Raw genomic sequence first — 14,629 nt, forward strand, 5'->3', positions numbered from 1 at the left:
TGCCATCCACCCTGAACGCCCTCAGCGTTCAGAAAACAAACTACGGTACTTCTCGTAGTCTTCGGCGACTTCACGCACATCGCCGTCCGAGCTTTCCGCTGCTGATTCGACCAGTTCCCCGAGGAGATGCCAATGCCGGAGATGCTCGAGAAGTTCGGCTATCCGCCGAAAGTTGTCGTCAGGCTGCTCCTCTTCGACCAGCGCTTGGTTCAGCAGTCTCGGAATACGCTCTGTGAGCATGGGAAAAATTTCCGCCGAAGGGACTGCAGCCAGCACTTGTCTGACCCTGCCAGCCCAAGCATGTGAAACCGACAGCCACAACAAGCTGTCAACCAATGTGATAGCGAGTCCGGTATTTTCTGCGACTAGGGCGAGCGCCGCGTCACGGCCTTCCGGATCCGCACCTCGCAACATGCCCGCAACAAAAGCGACTCCGTCTTCCCCGAGCGCCTCAAACCTCCGTTGACAGGCGAGTTCCTCGCGTCGCGCACTAAGATGCACTCGCCAGACTCGGTCCAGTTCTCGATCATTCATCACTTTTTTCCAACATATTCCCAAGGTAAATCATTGAACGCTTCGGAAAATTCTTCGTAACTCATCCCACAGGTAGGATACAGGGTGTGATGAGTCTTGCCATGGGGTCCTTTAACGTCGCTACCGTCGGCCATGACGCCCAGCCCTCGCGGTAGACGCGTTCCGGCCGGGAGCCTGTGGTAGTGACCGCTGACCGGAGCATTTGCCGGATTCGAAAACGTTGAGGCGCCGAGCGGCCACGCTCCTGCCGCAGGTGGTCCGACAGATTCGTGCGGGCCACTTAACCCGAAGTCCCTTTCGGCTCGTGGCGCCCGCGGCTTCGTCTTGTTTCCGAACGCGTAAAGATCGGTGGGCGTGGAATAGTCTTCATCGCAGCTGCCAGCAGACGGAACACTTCCCGGGGGCGTCCGCGGCGGATCGGCTCCGGCCTCCCCTTGGGGAGCCGGTGCTTCGTGGGTGGAACGTTGCTCTTTGCCTCCCTGGTTCGCCAGGGGGTTTGGAGTGTCCGGGTGGCATGCGCGGATGGTGTCGAACAGGGTGAAGCAGCCGCCCATGGTGGGGGCGAGGGCTTCGCCGAGGCAGTCGACTTCGGTGCCTTGGAGGCCGCAGCCACCGAGGTGTTCCTGCGGTTGCTGGCTTTCGGTGTGGCCGGCGACGTCGTCGGCGGTTGTGCCGACTTGGACTTGTTCGGCTCTGCCGGGGTCGATGGTGGGCATGGCTTCCCACCAGCTCACCGTCATCCATTCGGCGAGGAAGGGTGGAAGCTGTACGACGGCGCCGCTGGACCAGTAGATGGTGGTGTACTGGTAGGTGTCGATGTGCTGGGTGTAGCTGGTGATGCGGTAGCCGGGAACGTAGGTGGTCTTCTCCGGTTCCATCCAGGTGACCGGGACCCGTTTGGTCACTGTCTTGACGATGGTCGGCGGCGGTGGCGGCGGCACCGGGGGCGGCGCGGGCGCGACGATCGGGACAACGTACGGCTGCGCGATGGCGGGAATCTCGACTGGCCGAGCTGCGGTGAACTCGGTCGTACCGAGCATGTCGATGATGTCAAGCCCGAGCAGTGCCCATCCGACATACGGAATGGCTCTGCTGCCGAATTTCGCGGGAATCTTCACCCACGGTGGCAGCCTTGAAGCCCACTCACCGGCGGCTTTGATTCCGCCCCACGCCCAGTTTCCCAGTGCCGCGGCGTCGTCGCCCCAGCTTCCGATCGCGCGGCCGATGTCGTCCAAGACGCCGCCCAGCCCGAGGTCCCATGGCCAGGCTGTGTGGCCTGTCGGGTCGATGGTGCTGATGGGGTCGCCGGCGCCGTAGCTGAACCGGTTGGTTCCCGCCGCGGTGTCCTGGCTGAGTGCGACGGTGTCCCGGCTGGTGAATCGGCCGGTGTCGGTGTCGAGCCACCGGGCCCCCATCGACACCCGGCCGGTACCGGGGTCGGTCCAGTCGCCTTGGAATCCCAGCGTGCTCGGTGGCCCGCTCACCTCACCGGAACGCCCGAACGGAGTGAACGTCTTGCGAGCGCGGATATCGCCGTTCGCGGGATCGACAAGCGCGCGGATATCGCCGTGCGCGTCCGCCCACGGGATTGTCAGGCTTTGGGCCGTCTTGACGCTTGTGGCCTTGCCCTTGAGGTCACGGCCGACTGTCTCCGTCTGAGCCGGATCAGTCGCGGGAACGACCATGGGATCGTCATTGCCGTCGGCGTAGGCGAAAGACACGCCGTTCCGGCTGGCCACGCGGTTGAGGGCGTCGTATTCGTACTGTGTGCCGCGGTCACTGGTCACGCGGTCCAGAGCGTCGAAGACCGTGTCGGTCGCCGAACTCGTGCCGGAGACCAGTGTGGTGGTTTCGCGGGAGAGGGTCCCGCGCGCCGTGTACGTGTATCCGGTGGTCGCCTTCGCCGGGATCTCGCGTGTCGTCTGCTGGTTACGGGCGTCGAACGTCGAACGTTCGGCCACGGACGGCGTTCCACCGGCAGGGGTGACGGTGGTGGACAGCCGGTTGCCCACCTGATCGAGTTCGTAGGTCTCGGCGGGCGCGCCGTTGCGCGGCTTCCACCCGGTGAGCCGTCCGGCGCGGTCGTAGTCGTAGGTGCCGCCATAGGCGGCGTCGGCGGCGCTGGACTTGCCGGTGATCTTGTTGTCGCGGTCCAGGGTGTAGGTGAGTGTGTCGACGGTGCCGGTGGGCTTGGTGAGGCTGTCTTTCGAGAGCCTGCCGAAGGCGTCGTACTCGATCTTGCGGCTGGCCACCGCACCGAGTTGCTGGGTGTCGAGTTGCCCGTCCGCGGCGTAGAGGTAGGTCAGGGTGCCGCCGGTGTCCGGGTTCGACTGCGTGCGGACGGCGCCGGTGTCGTAGTAGGCGAAGGCGGTCTTCCCGGTGGCGTCGGTGCGCTCGCTGGTCTGCCCCGCGGCGGTGTAACGGAATGCCGCTTTTCCGGCGGGTCCGTCGGAGTCGAGCAGCAGGCCCCGGTCGTCGTAGCTGAACGTCTGCCGTCCCTTGGGGTGCCCGGCGGAGGTGACGCGTCCGGCGAGGTCGTAGGCCACGCTGGTGGTAGCGGTGGGTGTGTTCGGGCCGGAACCGGTCTCGTCCGTGAGGTTTCCGGCTGGGTCGAAGGTGCGCTGGATGACGATGCCGCCGGGGCGCTGTTCGGTGATGGGCAGGCCGGATGAGTCGTAGGTGATCGCCCTGGTGCGGTCGGCTTCGGCCGGGTACGCGGGTGTCGCGGGGTCGATTTCCCGTTCGGGCAACTGCCAGGGTGTGTAGGTCTGCCAGGTGCTGTTGCCGCGGGCATCGGTGACACGGGTGCGGTTCCCAGCGAGGTCATAGCCGAAGGTGGTGGTCACCGCGGTGCCAGCGCTGGGGTGTTCGGCGATCGACCGGACGGCGTTGGCCGCGTCATACGATCGTTCGGTGCGGCGCCCCTCGGCCGAGGTGATAGCAGTGGGGTTGCCCACGGGGTCGTATTCGGTGATGGCGCCGGGCAGTCGTTCGCCCTTGACGCCGATGACAGTGGTCGTCGTCGGGCGGCCAGCTTGGTCATAGGTCGTGGTGAGGGCGCGGCCCAGGGCGTCGGTCTGGCGCACGACATTGCCGGCGAAGTCGTATTCGAAAGTCAGGTCGCCGTGGCTGCCGGGGTCGACCCCGGTGACCTCACCAACGGCGTTATGGGTGTAGCGGACGGTCCTGTTCGCCGGATCGGTCTGGGAGGTCATCCGGCCCGCGTCGTCGAACACGGATGTGGTGCTGTAACGCAGGGGCGGTCCGCCCGGTACGCGCACCACATTGGTCTTCGAGGTGACGTGCCCGAACACGTCGTACTCGAACTCGACGATCGCACCCGTCGGCCCGGTCATCCGGCTGACGAGACCACCGGGTGCGTAGGTGAACGCGGTGACCGGAACGACGTCTCCGACCTTCGGCCCAGACTGGCGGGTGACATTGCCGTAGGGGTCGTAGACGTAGGTGATCTCACCACCCACGGCATCGATCTTCTTGGTGATCTGATTGAGCTGGTTGTATTCGTAGCGGACGACGCCATCGGTCAGCGGCCTGCCCGCGGGCTGATAGACCGGGCTGCGCAGCGCGACGGTCTGGCCGAGCTTGTCGAGTTCTGCGGTGGTGACACCGCCACGAGCGTCACGCAGGTGCTCTTGTTCACCGAAGGCGTTGTAACCCCGCGTCGTGATCGGGGCGAGGACCGCCGCGGCCTGGCCATGATTCTCGATGTCGCGTGGTGGCCCTCGCTCCTCCACGACACGGCCCATCTCGTCATAACGGACAGCCGACGTGTAGGCCTCCGGCTGGGCACCGGCGGTACCGCGCGGGTCGGTGATGGTGAGTACGCGGCCGTACTCGTCGTAGGTCTTCTTCGTGACGAGATCGCCCGCGCTGGTGACCACCCGGGTTTCGGTGACGCGGCCACCGGCGTCGTAGGTCAGTTTTGTGGCCTGTGTCCGGTTCTTGTCCGATACCGCGATCTGGATGGGCCTCCCCCACAGATCGTTGGTGTAGGTGGTTTTGCGGTTCACGCCTGACGGGTCGAGTACCTGCTCGAGCGTCTTCCCGGCCGGAGAGTATTTGCCTGTGGTGGTCCGGGTTCCCGCAGCCGATGTCTCCGAGGTGACATTGCCCAGCGCGTCATAGGAACGCTTCCAGAGTTCGATCTCCCTCTCCGCCGCCTTCGCGGTGGCCGGGACGACCCGGGTGGCACGGACGGGCATTCCGTCCCAGCTGTAGGTGTAGCGCGTGACCCGCCCAGCCGCGTCCATCTCGGAGATCTTGTACCCAGCGGGGTCGTAGCCATATTTGGCCATGGGCCGGATCACACCGTCGGTGCTGCGGCGTTCGACGGTGGTCAGGCGTCCTTTCGCGTCGTACAGATGGACATCGACGTTGCCGTCCGGTCGCCATACGTTCTCCAGCAGACCGCGGTGATACTCGTAGCTGAAACTCGCGTTGTTCGGACCGACGCGTTCGGCGAGTTTTCCGTCGGGGTGATAACGAAAGGTCGTCGTCCGCGTGTAGGGATCGGCGGCCACCCGGTCGGGATGCGCGGCACGCCAGCGAGCAGAAGCCGGTGCGTCGACGTTGTTCTCCGACCGCAGCAACCCGTCCGCGTCGAACTCTCGAGTCACGACGCGCTGATGTTTCTCGCCGGTCACCGCGTCCGTGGTCTCCGGATAGACCTCACCCACGATATTGTCGGCCGCGTCGTAACGGTACGTTGTCCGGACTCCCTGCGGGAACGCCGCGGAGTACTCGACCTTGGCGGTCATCCGGCCGAGGTTGTCCCGCTCGAATCCGGTCCGCGCGCCCGTCACGGTGTTGCGGATCTCGACCACGTCGCCCGCGCGGTTGCGGTCGTAGATCGCGGTGCCCCCGGCGTTCGTCACGCTGAAGAGAAGGTCTTCCGGTGCTTCCGTTCCCTGGGTGTAGCTGTACCGCTCCACTCCTGCCGGAGCCCCGGTCTCGTGCGCCATGGTCTTCGCGATAAGGAGGCCGTTATGCGCGGCGTACTGATATGTTTCGGGCTCGTACGGCTTGGTGGCCTGATCATACGGATAGCTCGTGAGCATGGTTCCGTATCGTGGATCGTCCAACGGAACGGTGTAGTTGTACCGGTAATTGGCGCCGACGACATCATCGACTTTCCGGTTCGTCCAGCGTGTGGCCACATCACCGTTCGGGTTGGGAATGATGTGCGTGGTATTGAAGTTCTCGTCGAAGAAGGTTTCCAGCCGACCGGTGTAGGGGCTGTAGTTCCACAAGCGGTACACCACCGTCTGCGGGTTCGCGCGGATCGGCGCGTGATGCAGTTCGATGAGCCGGTTGAGTTCGTCGAACAGGTAGGTCTCGTCCTTGCCGTCGAAGGTCTGGACCGTTCTCCCGCCTGAGCGGTTCACATGTTGGAGGTAGTCCGACTGAGCCGGTTCAGAGATCGGCAGGCTGTAGTAGGTGAACGTGGTGCTCTGGTCGGGGTCCGCCGCGGTGTCGACACGGGAGACCTCCGGCGATCCCACGGCGCGGTAGATGACCCGGTCCAGCGGACGGCCGGCCCGCGTCGCGCCACCGATCAGCCGGGCCTGGTCATCGTAGGCGTACTTTTCGCACCCGACGCCCACCTTGCAGACCTCGGCCAGGCGGTCGCACGCCGTGTAGCGATACTCGACGCGGATGGGTGCCTCACCCGGTGCGGGTGCCTCGCCAGTGATGGACTTGATCAGCTCGCGGCTGCGGCAGCCTCCTTCACCACCCGGCGGATACCATTCGACGGACACCCGGCGTCCGGAGTTGAACTGTCCGAGACCGACGATCCGCCCCTGGTCGTCGCGGGTGATGCTGATCGTCTTGTTGTAGGTCGCGGGACGGACCACGATCTCCTGCAACTGGCCGGAACTCGCACTGAAACGCAGCACCTCGCCATCGCCGGCCTTGACCTCATAGGTCCCCCATACCAGCTTCACTGTGTTGCTGGATCCGGTGTCACCCCGAGCCGCGAAAGTTCCGTCGGGGTTCTTTCCGAATACTTGCTGCCGTCCGTCTGGATACGTGATCGTCAACGACTGTTCTGCCGTGTTCCAGCTGGCCTGGGAATCGAAGAAACTCATCCAGCCGCGGCCCATCGCGCCCACGAGCCCGGCGGTGGTCGCCGCGCTGGAGTAACCCCGGCTCACCCGGAGTTTCGGTGTCGACTCGGTCTGTACATCCAAATCCACGGCTTGGCGCGTGTACATGCCGAATGGCAGCACCGTGCCACGCACAGTGCTGAGGTTCATGCCGCTGCCGACGGTGCGCCACTGGTCCGGCGCGGGCGGCACCACTATGACCGCCATCGCGGGAGTGACGGTGCTCAGGGCACCGTCGGTTACCTCGACCTTCCACCAGAGTGTTTGGTTCCAGCGGGCATATCCGTCCGGCACCTGATACGCCCAGTGATCCTGCCAGCCACTCGTCTCACAGTGCGTTGTCATCGCCTTGTCGGAGCACACCGTGAACAGGTATCGAGGATTGGCGAAGGGATAGGCGTCCGGATCGTTCGCGACCGCGGCCAGAGACGGCGAACGACTCAAGGTGGTTCCGCCGTTCGGCGGGCCGAGCACGCTGATATTCGGAGCACGGTTCGCGACGTTGTAGAAGACGCTAAGCGAACAGACCCCTTTCTCACTCAGCCAGCCATACCCCTTGACGAACACATCCCAAGCAACGAAATGGCTGCCCGGCTTCAAACCCGCCAGCGGCGCCTCCAGTTCGAGCGCTTGCCCCTGTCTGAACGGAACCGTGATGTCCTGCGAGGGATTCCCGTCGTACTTCACCCACGGCAACCCGGACGCACCACCCAGGTGATAACTGACGAAAGCCGACCCCGCAGGCAGGTCTCCCGCCCCCACCATCGTCAGCCGGAGCTTCACCCGGCCACCGGTGGGCAAGAACGGTTGCACGGTGACGCCCAGGTTCTCCCATTTCAGGTCGTAGGGTGGACCCCCATCGCCGCATGACGGCGCGGCCGCCTGACGCTGGGCCGCCTTCACCTCGACGGGCAGGGCTGCCGCGCCTTCCACCCGCACCGGCGTCAGCTTCTGCCGGACACGGGCCGCAGCCTCGTCGCGTGCCGCCAGCGCGTCATCCACCGACTTGCGTGCTGCGGATCCCGCTAATGGCAGCTTCGGAGTCTCCACCGAAGGAACCGAGACCTTCGCCGGATCCACATCGGGTTGATCAGGAACACTGTTGAGCGGCTTATCCACGCCCCCACTGCCCGCAGCCACCGCAGTAGCGACAGGCAATGCCGCCACGACGCCCGCCGTCAGCGACAACACCAGGACAAACCGCAGAAGCCACACCAGCGCGCGACGAACCATCGTGCCCCCCTTTATCAACCGTAGTGATCATCGGAGGTACACCGGCCGCGCTACACGCTCAGTCCTACGTTCATCACCCAGCCGTCGGGCGTTCACCGAGCCGACAGCGGACCCGCGTCAGCCATCACTTCACAAGCCGATCCGCTCAGCCAGTTGTCCCTGGTAACGATCTGAACTCCCAGAGGGGAGCGTCGCACTCTCCCCTGCGCGCACATCGCCTCCGCGCCAGTGACCAGTACCTTCGGCGTCACTGTCGCAGCCTGCCCACCCTCCCCCTGTTGCTTGCATCGCCCTCCCGCGGTGGCGCACTCGCGCCCAGGACCTACCTCGCTCCAACTAGTTCGAGGGACGGCTTGTCCGTGTGGTCCGGGAATCAGGTGAAGGACGATCATCGCTGTTACCCCTGAAACGGCTCATCCGTCATCTCCAGCTCTTCACCTCTTGGTCAGCGGGCCGCAGAGTGGCGATCTGGTCGTCGGTAAGGACACCGCCGTCGAAAACGTGATCGCCAGGGTCGGCCGTCCGGCAGGGAGGGCACCAGTCTTCAACCAGCAGCCGGCCGATCCACAGCGTGATGCCGAGTTCTTCTTCGGCTTCGCGGCGAGCGCACACCCTTGGTGACTCGCCCTTGTTCAACGCACCACCAGGGTTTCGTAGACATCGTCGGTCTGATAGCTAGTTTCGACGAGCAGCACGCGGCCGTGGGCGTCACGGCACAGGACACCACCGCTGCCGATCAGTGCTGGGAGCGTGGCGTAGTACTCCGTCGGCGGCAGCCATCCCTGGTTCATGCCGAGCTACGCTACCGAGCCCGCCACGGCGTGCTTGCCTTACGTTCGGAGGTTTATTGCTCCTGAGCTGTCAAACCTCACGAGCCGGCGGACGAGATGTGCGTGCGGCGCAAAGCCCGCGCCGCGCCCCTGGTTCCCGCCGCGACTTCGCGGTCAAGCAGATCCAGCATTCCTTGCTCGGCCAGCAAGTCAGGCAGTCGCGCGGCAGCGTAGTGGTCGCCGTAGTCGGCGCAGTAACTCAACGTTGCCCCGCTTTGCTAGCAAGTCAACCAGGCGCAAGGCAGCGTGGATGTCGCCGTCGTCGGTGAGCTGGCGTAGTGCCTCGGCGTCTCCTCGCTCGACCAGAAAGTCAGCCACTCGTCTGGCGGCGCGACGGTCGCCGCTGTCGGCGCGCTGGCGTAACTGCTTAAGGTCCCTGCGCTCGGCCAGGAGACTCACAAACCGGTCTGCCGCATGATCAACGCCGATATCGGCGAGTTCGCGCAGTGCCTCGGCATCTTCCTGCTCGGCCAGCAGGTCAACTAACAGCGCCGACTACAGCGTCTGCATCTTGCTGCGTCACAAGGCCGAACGGCTCCGCTGACCCCCGCCTACTACGAGTGGATCAGCCAGGTCTTCGACGACCAGGACAACACTCCGCCCGTACCGGCGATGCGGGAGACGACGGGCCAGCACGTCATCGAGTCCCGAGCTATCACCGTCGATCACCTCTACGAGTGGGCACACCGCGCCATCCGCATGCGCACCAAAGCCGTGCTCAACCTCGGCCGCACGCTGGTACACACCCGGGGAGAGGTGACCCGCGACCCCGCCAGCGTCGAGTACGCGATGGCCACACTGACCCGTGACCTCGCCGCCTATGTTCAGACCATTGCCAACGTCGACGCCGCAGAAATCGACGACAGCACCCCCGCGAAAAGTCCCGCCGCGCCGGACACGGCGGGCCCCGGGCCGGCCGACGCGAGTCCGTCCTGACCTCGCCCCTCGGACAGCCTGCTCGTCACCGTCTGCTGTCGTCTGTACACTCGTCGCCGTGATTGCAGAGGCGAGGCTCGCTGTCGTCGCCTGGGAAGTGTGGCGAGGCTCGCGGGGGCCGGGTGATCTGACCGACGTCTTCGCGGGTGCCGTGGTGTATGCACAGCGGCCCGAGCAGCCTTGCCTGTGGGTGACCGATTTGGGTGAGGGCGGCCGGTGGATGGTGGTGTTCTCCACGCTGGAGCGCCTGGCCCGCCACGCCGGGGAGTGTGACTACCTGTCCACGACCGGAGCCGATCTGTTGGAACTCGTACCTCCGGGAATCGGATTGATGGTCGATCCCGATGACGAGCATCGGTTCCCGGTCTTGTCGCGCATGGCGCCCCCGGACGTCGTCGCGAGGACATGGGCGCAAGCAGGAAAACGGCCTCCGCGACTCGATAGCACCGGATAGCGACGCAGAGGCTGGAATGGAGGGGGCTCCACGATGGATGGTCCAGGTTTTCACGTCGAGATCGAGGTACTGGAAGGCGCCTCGAAGAACATGAGTCAGATCGTGCACGATCAGGAGAGCTTCGAATTGCGTGGCCTGTGCGGCGAGCCGCCGCTGTACGGCCACGATGGTGTGCACGCCGCGCTTGCCGAATTCTGTGGTAGCTGGAGCGTCGGGATCGACGCGCTGTCCGACCGCGCGCGCGACCTCGGAGCCCTGCTCGGCAAGGCCGCCCAGGCCTACCGCACGGTCGAGCACGACAACATCGGCGCGTTGAAAACCGACCCGGGAATCGACGCGATCACCCCGGACGCGGCACCCCGTGTCGGGGGCCGCTGATGGCGGAGCTGGGCCAGACAACCGATCCGAAAGCGCTGATCCCCGGCGACCCGCCAGCTGTCTATGAGAACGCCCGAGTCCTCGCGGCACGGGCGAGCTCCGCGAGTGCGGTCGGCGATGCATTGAAACGGATCGATACCGGCGGATGGCGCGGTCCGGCTTCGGACCGATTCCACGAAGACCACCAGACGGAAGTTCCGCGCTGGCTGCAAGCGGACGACTCGCTCGACAACGCCGCGCAAGCATTGTCCGCCTATGCGGACACCCTGGCGTGGGCACAGGGCCAAGCCGCCGAAGCGATCGCCCAATGGCAGCGTGGCGAGACCGCGACGCAGCAGGCCAAACAGGCACACGACCGCACGGTGGCCGACGCACAGACACAAACACGAGCCAACGCCGAGCGCGGAGACCCCACCGTCGTCCAACCGCCGGCGTTCACCGACCCCGGCGAAGCACAACGCCAAGCAGCTCGCGACATCCTGAACCGGGCACGCCAGCAACTGACCGGAGCAGGCGACCGCTGCGCGGAAGCCCTGCGGGTCGAGGCGACCATGGCCCCGCAGGACTCCCGCAAGCAAGCGGACGCCAACTTCTACGGCGGTATCTGGGACTCGATCTCCGGCGCCGGTGAGGCGCTCTGGGGTGCGATCTCCGACCCAGGTGGAACGGTGGCGGCGATGGCGCACAACGTCATGCACCCGGTCGAGACCTTCAAGGCCATCACGGCCTGGGACGACTGGGCCAACGGCCACGGCGACCGCGCCCTCGGCAAGATCACCGGCGGCATGCTCCTGGGCCTCGGGTCGGGGAAACTCCTCAAAGACTTGGTCGGCCGGTCGCATCACGACACGGACATACCGGCCGAGCATCGCCCCGGCGCCCCTGCCAGCACACCCGAAGCTCGGGTTGAGAGGGTTCAGCAGGGCATCACGGACGACAGGGGCAATCTGCTCGGCGTGGAGGACAGCAAAGGGGTACGCCTCATCGATGAGGCGCAGCTCAGCCAAGTCCGGCAGCACTTTCACGACAACCTCGGTGCACCAACGAAGGTCTATGAAACACCGAAAGGAACGGTGGAATTCTGGGAGATCAGCGCTGATCCTAAGCAGCAGGTCGTCTACCGTACCTATAGCGGCTCAGGGGGCGCCACCATTGACATTAACGGCGTGTCAGGCGTTGACATGAAGCGATTCCACATAAGGTGATCTACTGATGAATACAGACGAGAAGTACCAGGAAGAACTCGACTATTTTACCGAGTACACTCAAGGCGACTGGGTTCCCATCAACTACATATTTGTTTCGGCAAGCAATCTTTTGGGCGCCGGGGCGAGTTTGCAGCAGATCACTGAAGTTGCCGAGAGAATGTTCAAGGACCTGTTCGCTCAGAACGTATGCGTTGGCGACCTCACTGAGCAGGACCCCGGTTTCGAGGCGTGGCAGGGGACGACCAGCGAGTGGCTTGAGCGAATCCGCGAGGATGTCCAAAAACGCGGCGACATTCCCGACCCTGGTGAATTCGGCTGGCTACATACCCCTGCCTAGGTGGGCCCAGCTGCCTGCGGTGCGGGTAATCGACCGACCGGCCATCAGGCAAAGGAACAGCGCCATGCCGATCACTGCCGAACCGCGTGTGGGAGCCCGTGTCCTGCTGCTCGACGCCCAGGACCGTGTGCTGCTCATCCACGCGTGCGATCCCGATGATCCCGGTCACCAGTGGTGGGAGCTCCCCGGTGGCGGCGTCGAGACCGGTGAAACGCTCCCGAAAACCGCTCTTCGCGAGATCTAAGGAAGAGTCCGGCATCGTCCTGACCACTGTGGACCGGAAGTTGTGGACCCGCGAGAGCCGCTTCACCTACCGCGGCTGCGAGCATTACCGTCTCGATCACGTGTTCCTCGCCAGGGCCAGCGACACCCGACCGTCCGCGGCGCTCATGCCGACCGCGAACGAGCGCGCGAGCGTCCTCGATCGCCGGTGGTGGACGTACGCCGAACTCGAGGCCACGACCGATAAACTGCTGCCCGGCAGCCTGCCCGCACTCGTGGCGCGCCTGCTCGCGGGACGGTTCCCGGCCGAGCCGATCCGGGTGACCGACTGACTCCGCTACATGTGCTCCGTCCGCCACCGGACAGCGGCCGGGAAACGACCGGTAGATCTCGGCCCGCGGATGTGCGATGAACGCTCGGATGATCATCCTTGTTGCGCCGGATGCGCTGGTCAGCGCGCTTCGGTGCGGGACAACGAGTGCCCATGCGCGCCTTCTTCGAGGTCAATGTCGGTGGTTGGTGCCAGAATCCACACGTGCAGTTTGACTTGGTATCAATGCAGGTGGGAGCAACAGTGGCCGCAGTCGCCACTTGGGGTGTCACCACTGTCGGGGTCGACGTTGACGTCCAGAGTCGTCCCTGACCGCGCTGCCCTGATGTGACGGAACGCAGCAGCCTGCGCCCCATCAGTCGCGGCGTCGACGGACATACCTCCGGATCGGCGGTTCAGAGACCCCGAGCTACCGCTGCGGGGAACGGACCGTGAGTGAGTCCGGAAGCCGAGTCCTTCGCGACGACCCGTGATCAGGCTTGGGTCAGTTCCCTGCGGTAGTCACCGCGCGGTGGCCCAGTTCCTGCGCCGACATGCGATTCGTGGGCATCCAGGGCCACAGTCCCGACCGTGTCGCGCGTACGGCGGCGAGGATCTGCGGCCGGAACTTGACCGGCATGATCCGGCCCGCCGCGGCGAAAGCGGCTTTCACGGTGTCGCGGTTGATCGGCTCCTGGATCGTGGTGGCGATCTCGGCGAGGAAGGGCAGCAGTTCCAGCCATTGCGGTACGTCGCCGTAGCGGGCCCAGTCCGACCACGGCAGTCGCCGGCCGTGGACGTGATACAAGGCATTGACCGCGGCGAAGGCCTCGACCGCCGGGAACCCCGTACCGCGACCCCCTGCCCGGTGGGTCGTGGCCGGCGCGGGCGCGGGCAGGTCCGGGAACCTCGCGGCCAGGTCCGTGACAAGCGCGGCTTTCGTACCATGCGACAGCTCCAGCTCTTCCGCGCGCCACGAGATCGATTCAAGGGGCACGAATCCACCGATCCAGCTCGACCCCGTGGATTCCAGCATCGCGGTCACCAACGGCGGGACGGCGGGAGACGGGCCGGTCATCGCGTCGTGTGGCCCGAGCAGCAAGTCCAGTTCGCCGAGGACATCGAGCACTCGGCCTCGGATCGCGACCAGATGGGCCAGGGAAACAGGCACAGTCGACATGCGGTGATTGTCCCGGCGATGCCGTCACCCGATCGAGACAGGTCCCAGTGAATTCAGCCGGGAACACCTGACCGGGCGACACCTATGCCTCGCTACAGCACACCCGTTTTTCCTTTCCTGACCTCGGCCTTTCCGATATTCAAGCCCCTCCTACTCGCGTTGGGCGGCCGCTAGCGGGCGAGGCTGATCGGCCCCACAGTGCGGCACATGACCACAACGATCTGCCCCTGGTGCCGGAAACCCTTGGGACAAGACCGAGAACTAGACCATGGATTCGCGCAGCGACACCCAGCGGTGGCCGCCATCGACGGCTTCCCGGCCGAGGCGTGCACCGGCTGCGCAGCCGAGTTCGACGGGCTCACCAGCGCACAGATCACCGCGTTTGTGGCCGACGACGCAGACTTCGGACAGTTCGTCCGCCGCTACTTCACGGCGGCGAGAAGAGCGAGCGGCACCACTGCCACGGAGCGAGCAAGCAGTGCGCTGACAGAATACGTTGTCATCTGTGAGCAGGAGGGCGAACTGCCCTGCGACTGCGACACGTGCTCGATCGCCGGATTCACCGCGGACTGCACACGGGCCGCGTTGCAGGACTACGAGAAGTACTTCCAGATGCAGCCGGTATGAAGAGATCCGCGGCTTCCGTCATACCGCCCCACCTCGGCGCTGACGCGTTCATGTACATCGACGCGCCGTGCAGCCCCACCTACGAGGGCTCCGCGCGAAGCGAGTACGACGGCGCCCAGTACGCGCTGGACTACACGGTACGGTGGGTCAACCGGTCCCAGAACCAGGAGGCAGGCCGGCGGCTGTTCGGCTGGTACGAGAACGACCGCATCCTGGATCTGGGCAAAGACCCGGAACTTGACCCGAACGATC

15 protein-coding genes are annotated in these 14,629 nt (G+C 65.1%); 9 read left to right on the forward strand and 6 right to left on the reverse strand.

All coding sequences use genetic code 11. The annotated features are described in order from the left end of the window. Positions 1-21: 21 nt before the first annotated feature. From ACLJO0_RS37065 to ACLJO0_RS37085, 5 genes are all read right to left on the reverse strand, one after another. Positions 22-537, reverse strand: a complete 516-nt coding sequence (locus ACLJO0_RS37065; RefSeq protein ID WP_410583970.1) for a hypothetical protein — start codon at positions 535-537, stop codon at positions 22-24. After that, a complete protein-coding gene (locus tag ACLJO0_RS37070) occupies positions 534-7,895 on the reverse strand; it encodes an RHS repeat domain-containing protein (RefSeq protein WP_410583972.1) in 7,362 nt (2,453 codons plus the stop codon). Before ACLJO0_RS37070 ends, ACLJO0_RS37065 begins: the two co-directional genes overlap by 4 nt. Before the next feature lie 420 nt (positions 7,896-8,315). Beyond that, positions 8,316-8,531 carry an NUDIX domain-containing protein gene (locus ACLJO0_RS37075; protein WP_410583974.1) on the reverse strand — a complete coding sequence of 72 codons (216 nt, stop codon included), beginning with the start codon at positions 8,529-8,531 and terminating at the stop codon, positions 8,316-8,318. Further along, positions 8,528-8,686, reverse strand: coding sequence for a hypothetical protein (locus tag ACLJO0_RS37080; protein WP_410583976.1), 159 nt, complete (start codon positions 8,684-8,686; stop codon positions 8,528-8,530). The genes ACLJO0_RS37075 and ACLJO0_RS37080 overlap by 4 nt, the downstream gene beginning before the upstream one ends. A 77-nt stretch (positions 8,687-8,763) precedes the next feature. Continuing rightward, positions 8,764-8,928, reverse strand: a complete 165-nt coding sequence (locus tag ACLJO0_RS37085; protein ID WP_410583978.1) for a hypothetical protein — start codon at positions 8,926-8,928, stop codon at positions 8,764-8,766. Between the two features lie 409 nt (positions 8,929-9,337). Here ACLJO0_RS37085 and ACLJO0_RS37090 point away from each other — a divergent pair, with 409 nt between their 5' ends. The 7 genes from ACLJO0_RS37090 (at position 9,338) to ACLJO0_RS37120 (ending at position 12,592) form a co-directional block, all read left to right on the forward strand. Continuing rightward, positions 9,338-9,661 (forward strand): hypothetical protein, encoded by a 324-nt coding sequence (locus ACLJO0_RS37090; protein WP_410583980.1) that lies wholly within the window; start codon positions 9,338-9,340, stop codon positions 9,659-9,661. Between the two features lie 58 nt (positions 9,662-9,719). Continuing rightward, positions 9,720-10,115 carry an SseB family protein gene (locus tag ACLJO0_RS37095; protein WP_410583982.1) on the forward strand — a complete coding sequence of 132 codons (396 nt, stop codon included), beginning with the start codon at positions 9,720-9,722 and terminating at the stop codon, positions 10,113-10,115. Between the two features lie 33 nt (positions 10,116-10,148). Then, on the forward strand, positions 10,149-10,493 hold the full coding sequence (locus ACLJO0_RS37100; RefSeq protein ID WP_410583984.1) for a hypothetical protein: 345 nt from the start codon (positions 10,149-10,151) through the stop codon (positions 10,491-10,493). Then, the gene (locus tag ACLJO0_RS37105) at positions 10,493-11,698 is read left to right on the forward strand and encodes a putative T7SS-secreted protein (protein ID WP_410583986.1); all 1,206 of its coding nucleotides are present in this window, start codon (positions 10,493-10,495) and stop codon (positions 11,696-11,698) included. Before ACLJO0_RS37100 ends, ACLJO0_RS37105 begins: the two co-directional genes overlap by 1 nt. Positions 11,699-11,705: 7 nt before the next feature. Continuing rightward, positions 11,706-12,038 (forward strand): hypothetical protein, encoded by a 333-nt coding sequence (locus ACLJO0_RS37110; RefSeq protein ID WP_410583988.1) that lies wholly within the window; start codon positions 11,706-11,708, stop codon positions 12,036-12,038. 64 nt (positions 12,039-12,102) lie between these two features. Continuing rightward, positions 12,103-12,282: an NUDIX domain-containing protein gene (locus ACLJO0_RS37115; RefSeq protein WP_410583990.1), complete on the forward strand. Its 180-nt coding sequence runs from the start codon at positions 12,103-12,105 to the stop codon at positions 12,280-12,282. Beyond that, positions 12,245-12,592, forward strand: a complete 348-nt coding sequence (locus ACLJO0_RS37120; RefSeq protein ID WP_410583992.1) for a hypothetical protein — start codon at positions 12,245-12,247, stop codon at positions 12,590-12,592. The genes ACLJO0_RS37115 and ACLJO0_RS37120 overlap by 38 nt, the downstream gene beginning before the upstream one ends. A gap of 483 nt (positions 12,593-13,075) precedes the next feature. Here ACLJO0_RS37120 and ACLJO0_RS37125 read toward each other — a convergent pair whose 3' ends face one another. Beyond that, positions 13,076-13,750 carry a hypothetical protein gene (locus tag ACLJO0_RS37125; RefSeq protein ID WP_410583994.1) on the reverse strand — a complete coding sequence of 225 codons (675 nt, stop codon included), beginning with the start codon at positions 13,748-13,750 and terminating at the stop codon, positions 13,076-13,078. Positions 13,751-14,044: 294 nt separating this feature from the next. Here ACLJO0_RS37125 and ACLJO0_RS37130 point away from each other — a divergent pair, with 294 nt between their 5' ends. Then, the gene (locus tag ACLJO0_RS37130) at positions 14,045-14,377 is read left to right on the forward strand and encodes a hypothetical protein (RefSeq protein WP_410583996.1); all 333 of its coding nucleotides are present in this window, start codon (positions 14,045-14,047) and stop codon (positions 14,375-14,377) included. Continuing rightward, the coding region (locus tag ACLJO0_RS37135; RefSeq protein ID WP_410583998.1) for a hypothetical protein at positions 14,374-14,629 on the forward strand (256 nt) is incomplete at its 3' end. The genes ACLJO0_RS37130 and ACLJO0_RS37135, both read left to right, overlap by 4 nt.

Source organism: Amycolatopsis sp. lyj-108, assembly GCF_046549005.1.
In the GTDB taxonomy this organism is placed as follows: domain Bacteria; phylum Actinomycetota; class Actinomycetes; order Mycobacteriales; family Pseudonocardiaceae; genus Amycolatopsis.

Coding starts and splice junctions, on each gene's coding strand:
- ACLJO0_RS37070 (WP_410583972.1), bottom strand. CDS start 7,895: ATGGTTCGTCGCGCGCTGGTGTGGCTTCTGCGGTTTGTCCTGGTGTTG.
- ACLJO0_RS37080 (WP_410583976.1), bottom strand. CDS start 8,686: ATGAACCAGGGATGGCTGCCGCCGACGGAGTACTACGCCACGCTCCCA.
- ACLJO0_RS37090 (WP_410583980.1), top strand. CDS start 9,338: ATGCGGGAGACGACGGGCCAGCACGTCATCGAGTCCCGAGCTATCACC.
- ACLJO0_RS37100 (WP_410583984.1), top strand. CDS start 10,149: ATGGATGGTCCAGGTTTTCACGTCGAGATCGAGGTACTGGAAGGCGCC.
- ACLJO0_RS37105 (WP_410583986.1), top strand. CDS start 10,493: ATGGCGGAGCTGGGCCAGACAACCGATCCGAAAGCGCTGATCCCCGGC.
- ACLJO0_RS37110 (WP_410583988.1), top strand. CDS start 11,706: ATGAATACAGACGAGAAGTACCAGGAAGAACTCGACTATTTTACCGAG.
- ACLJO0_RS37115 (WP_410583990.1), top strand. CDS start 12,103: ATGCCGATCACTGCCGAACCGCGTGTGGGAGCCCGTGTCCTGCTGCTC.
- ACLJO0_RS37125 (WP_410583994.1), bottom strand. CDS start 13,750: ATGTCGACTGTGCCTGTTTCCCTGGCCCATCTGGTCGCGATCCGAGGC.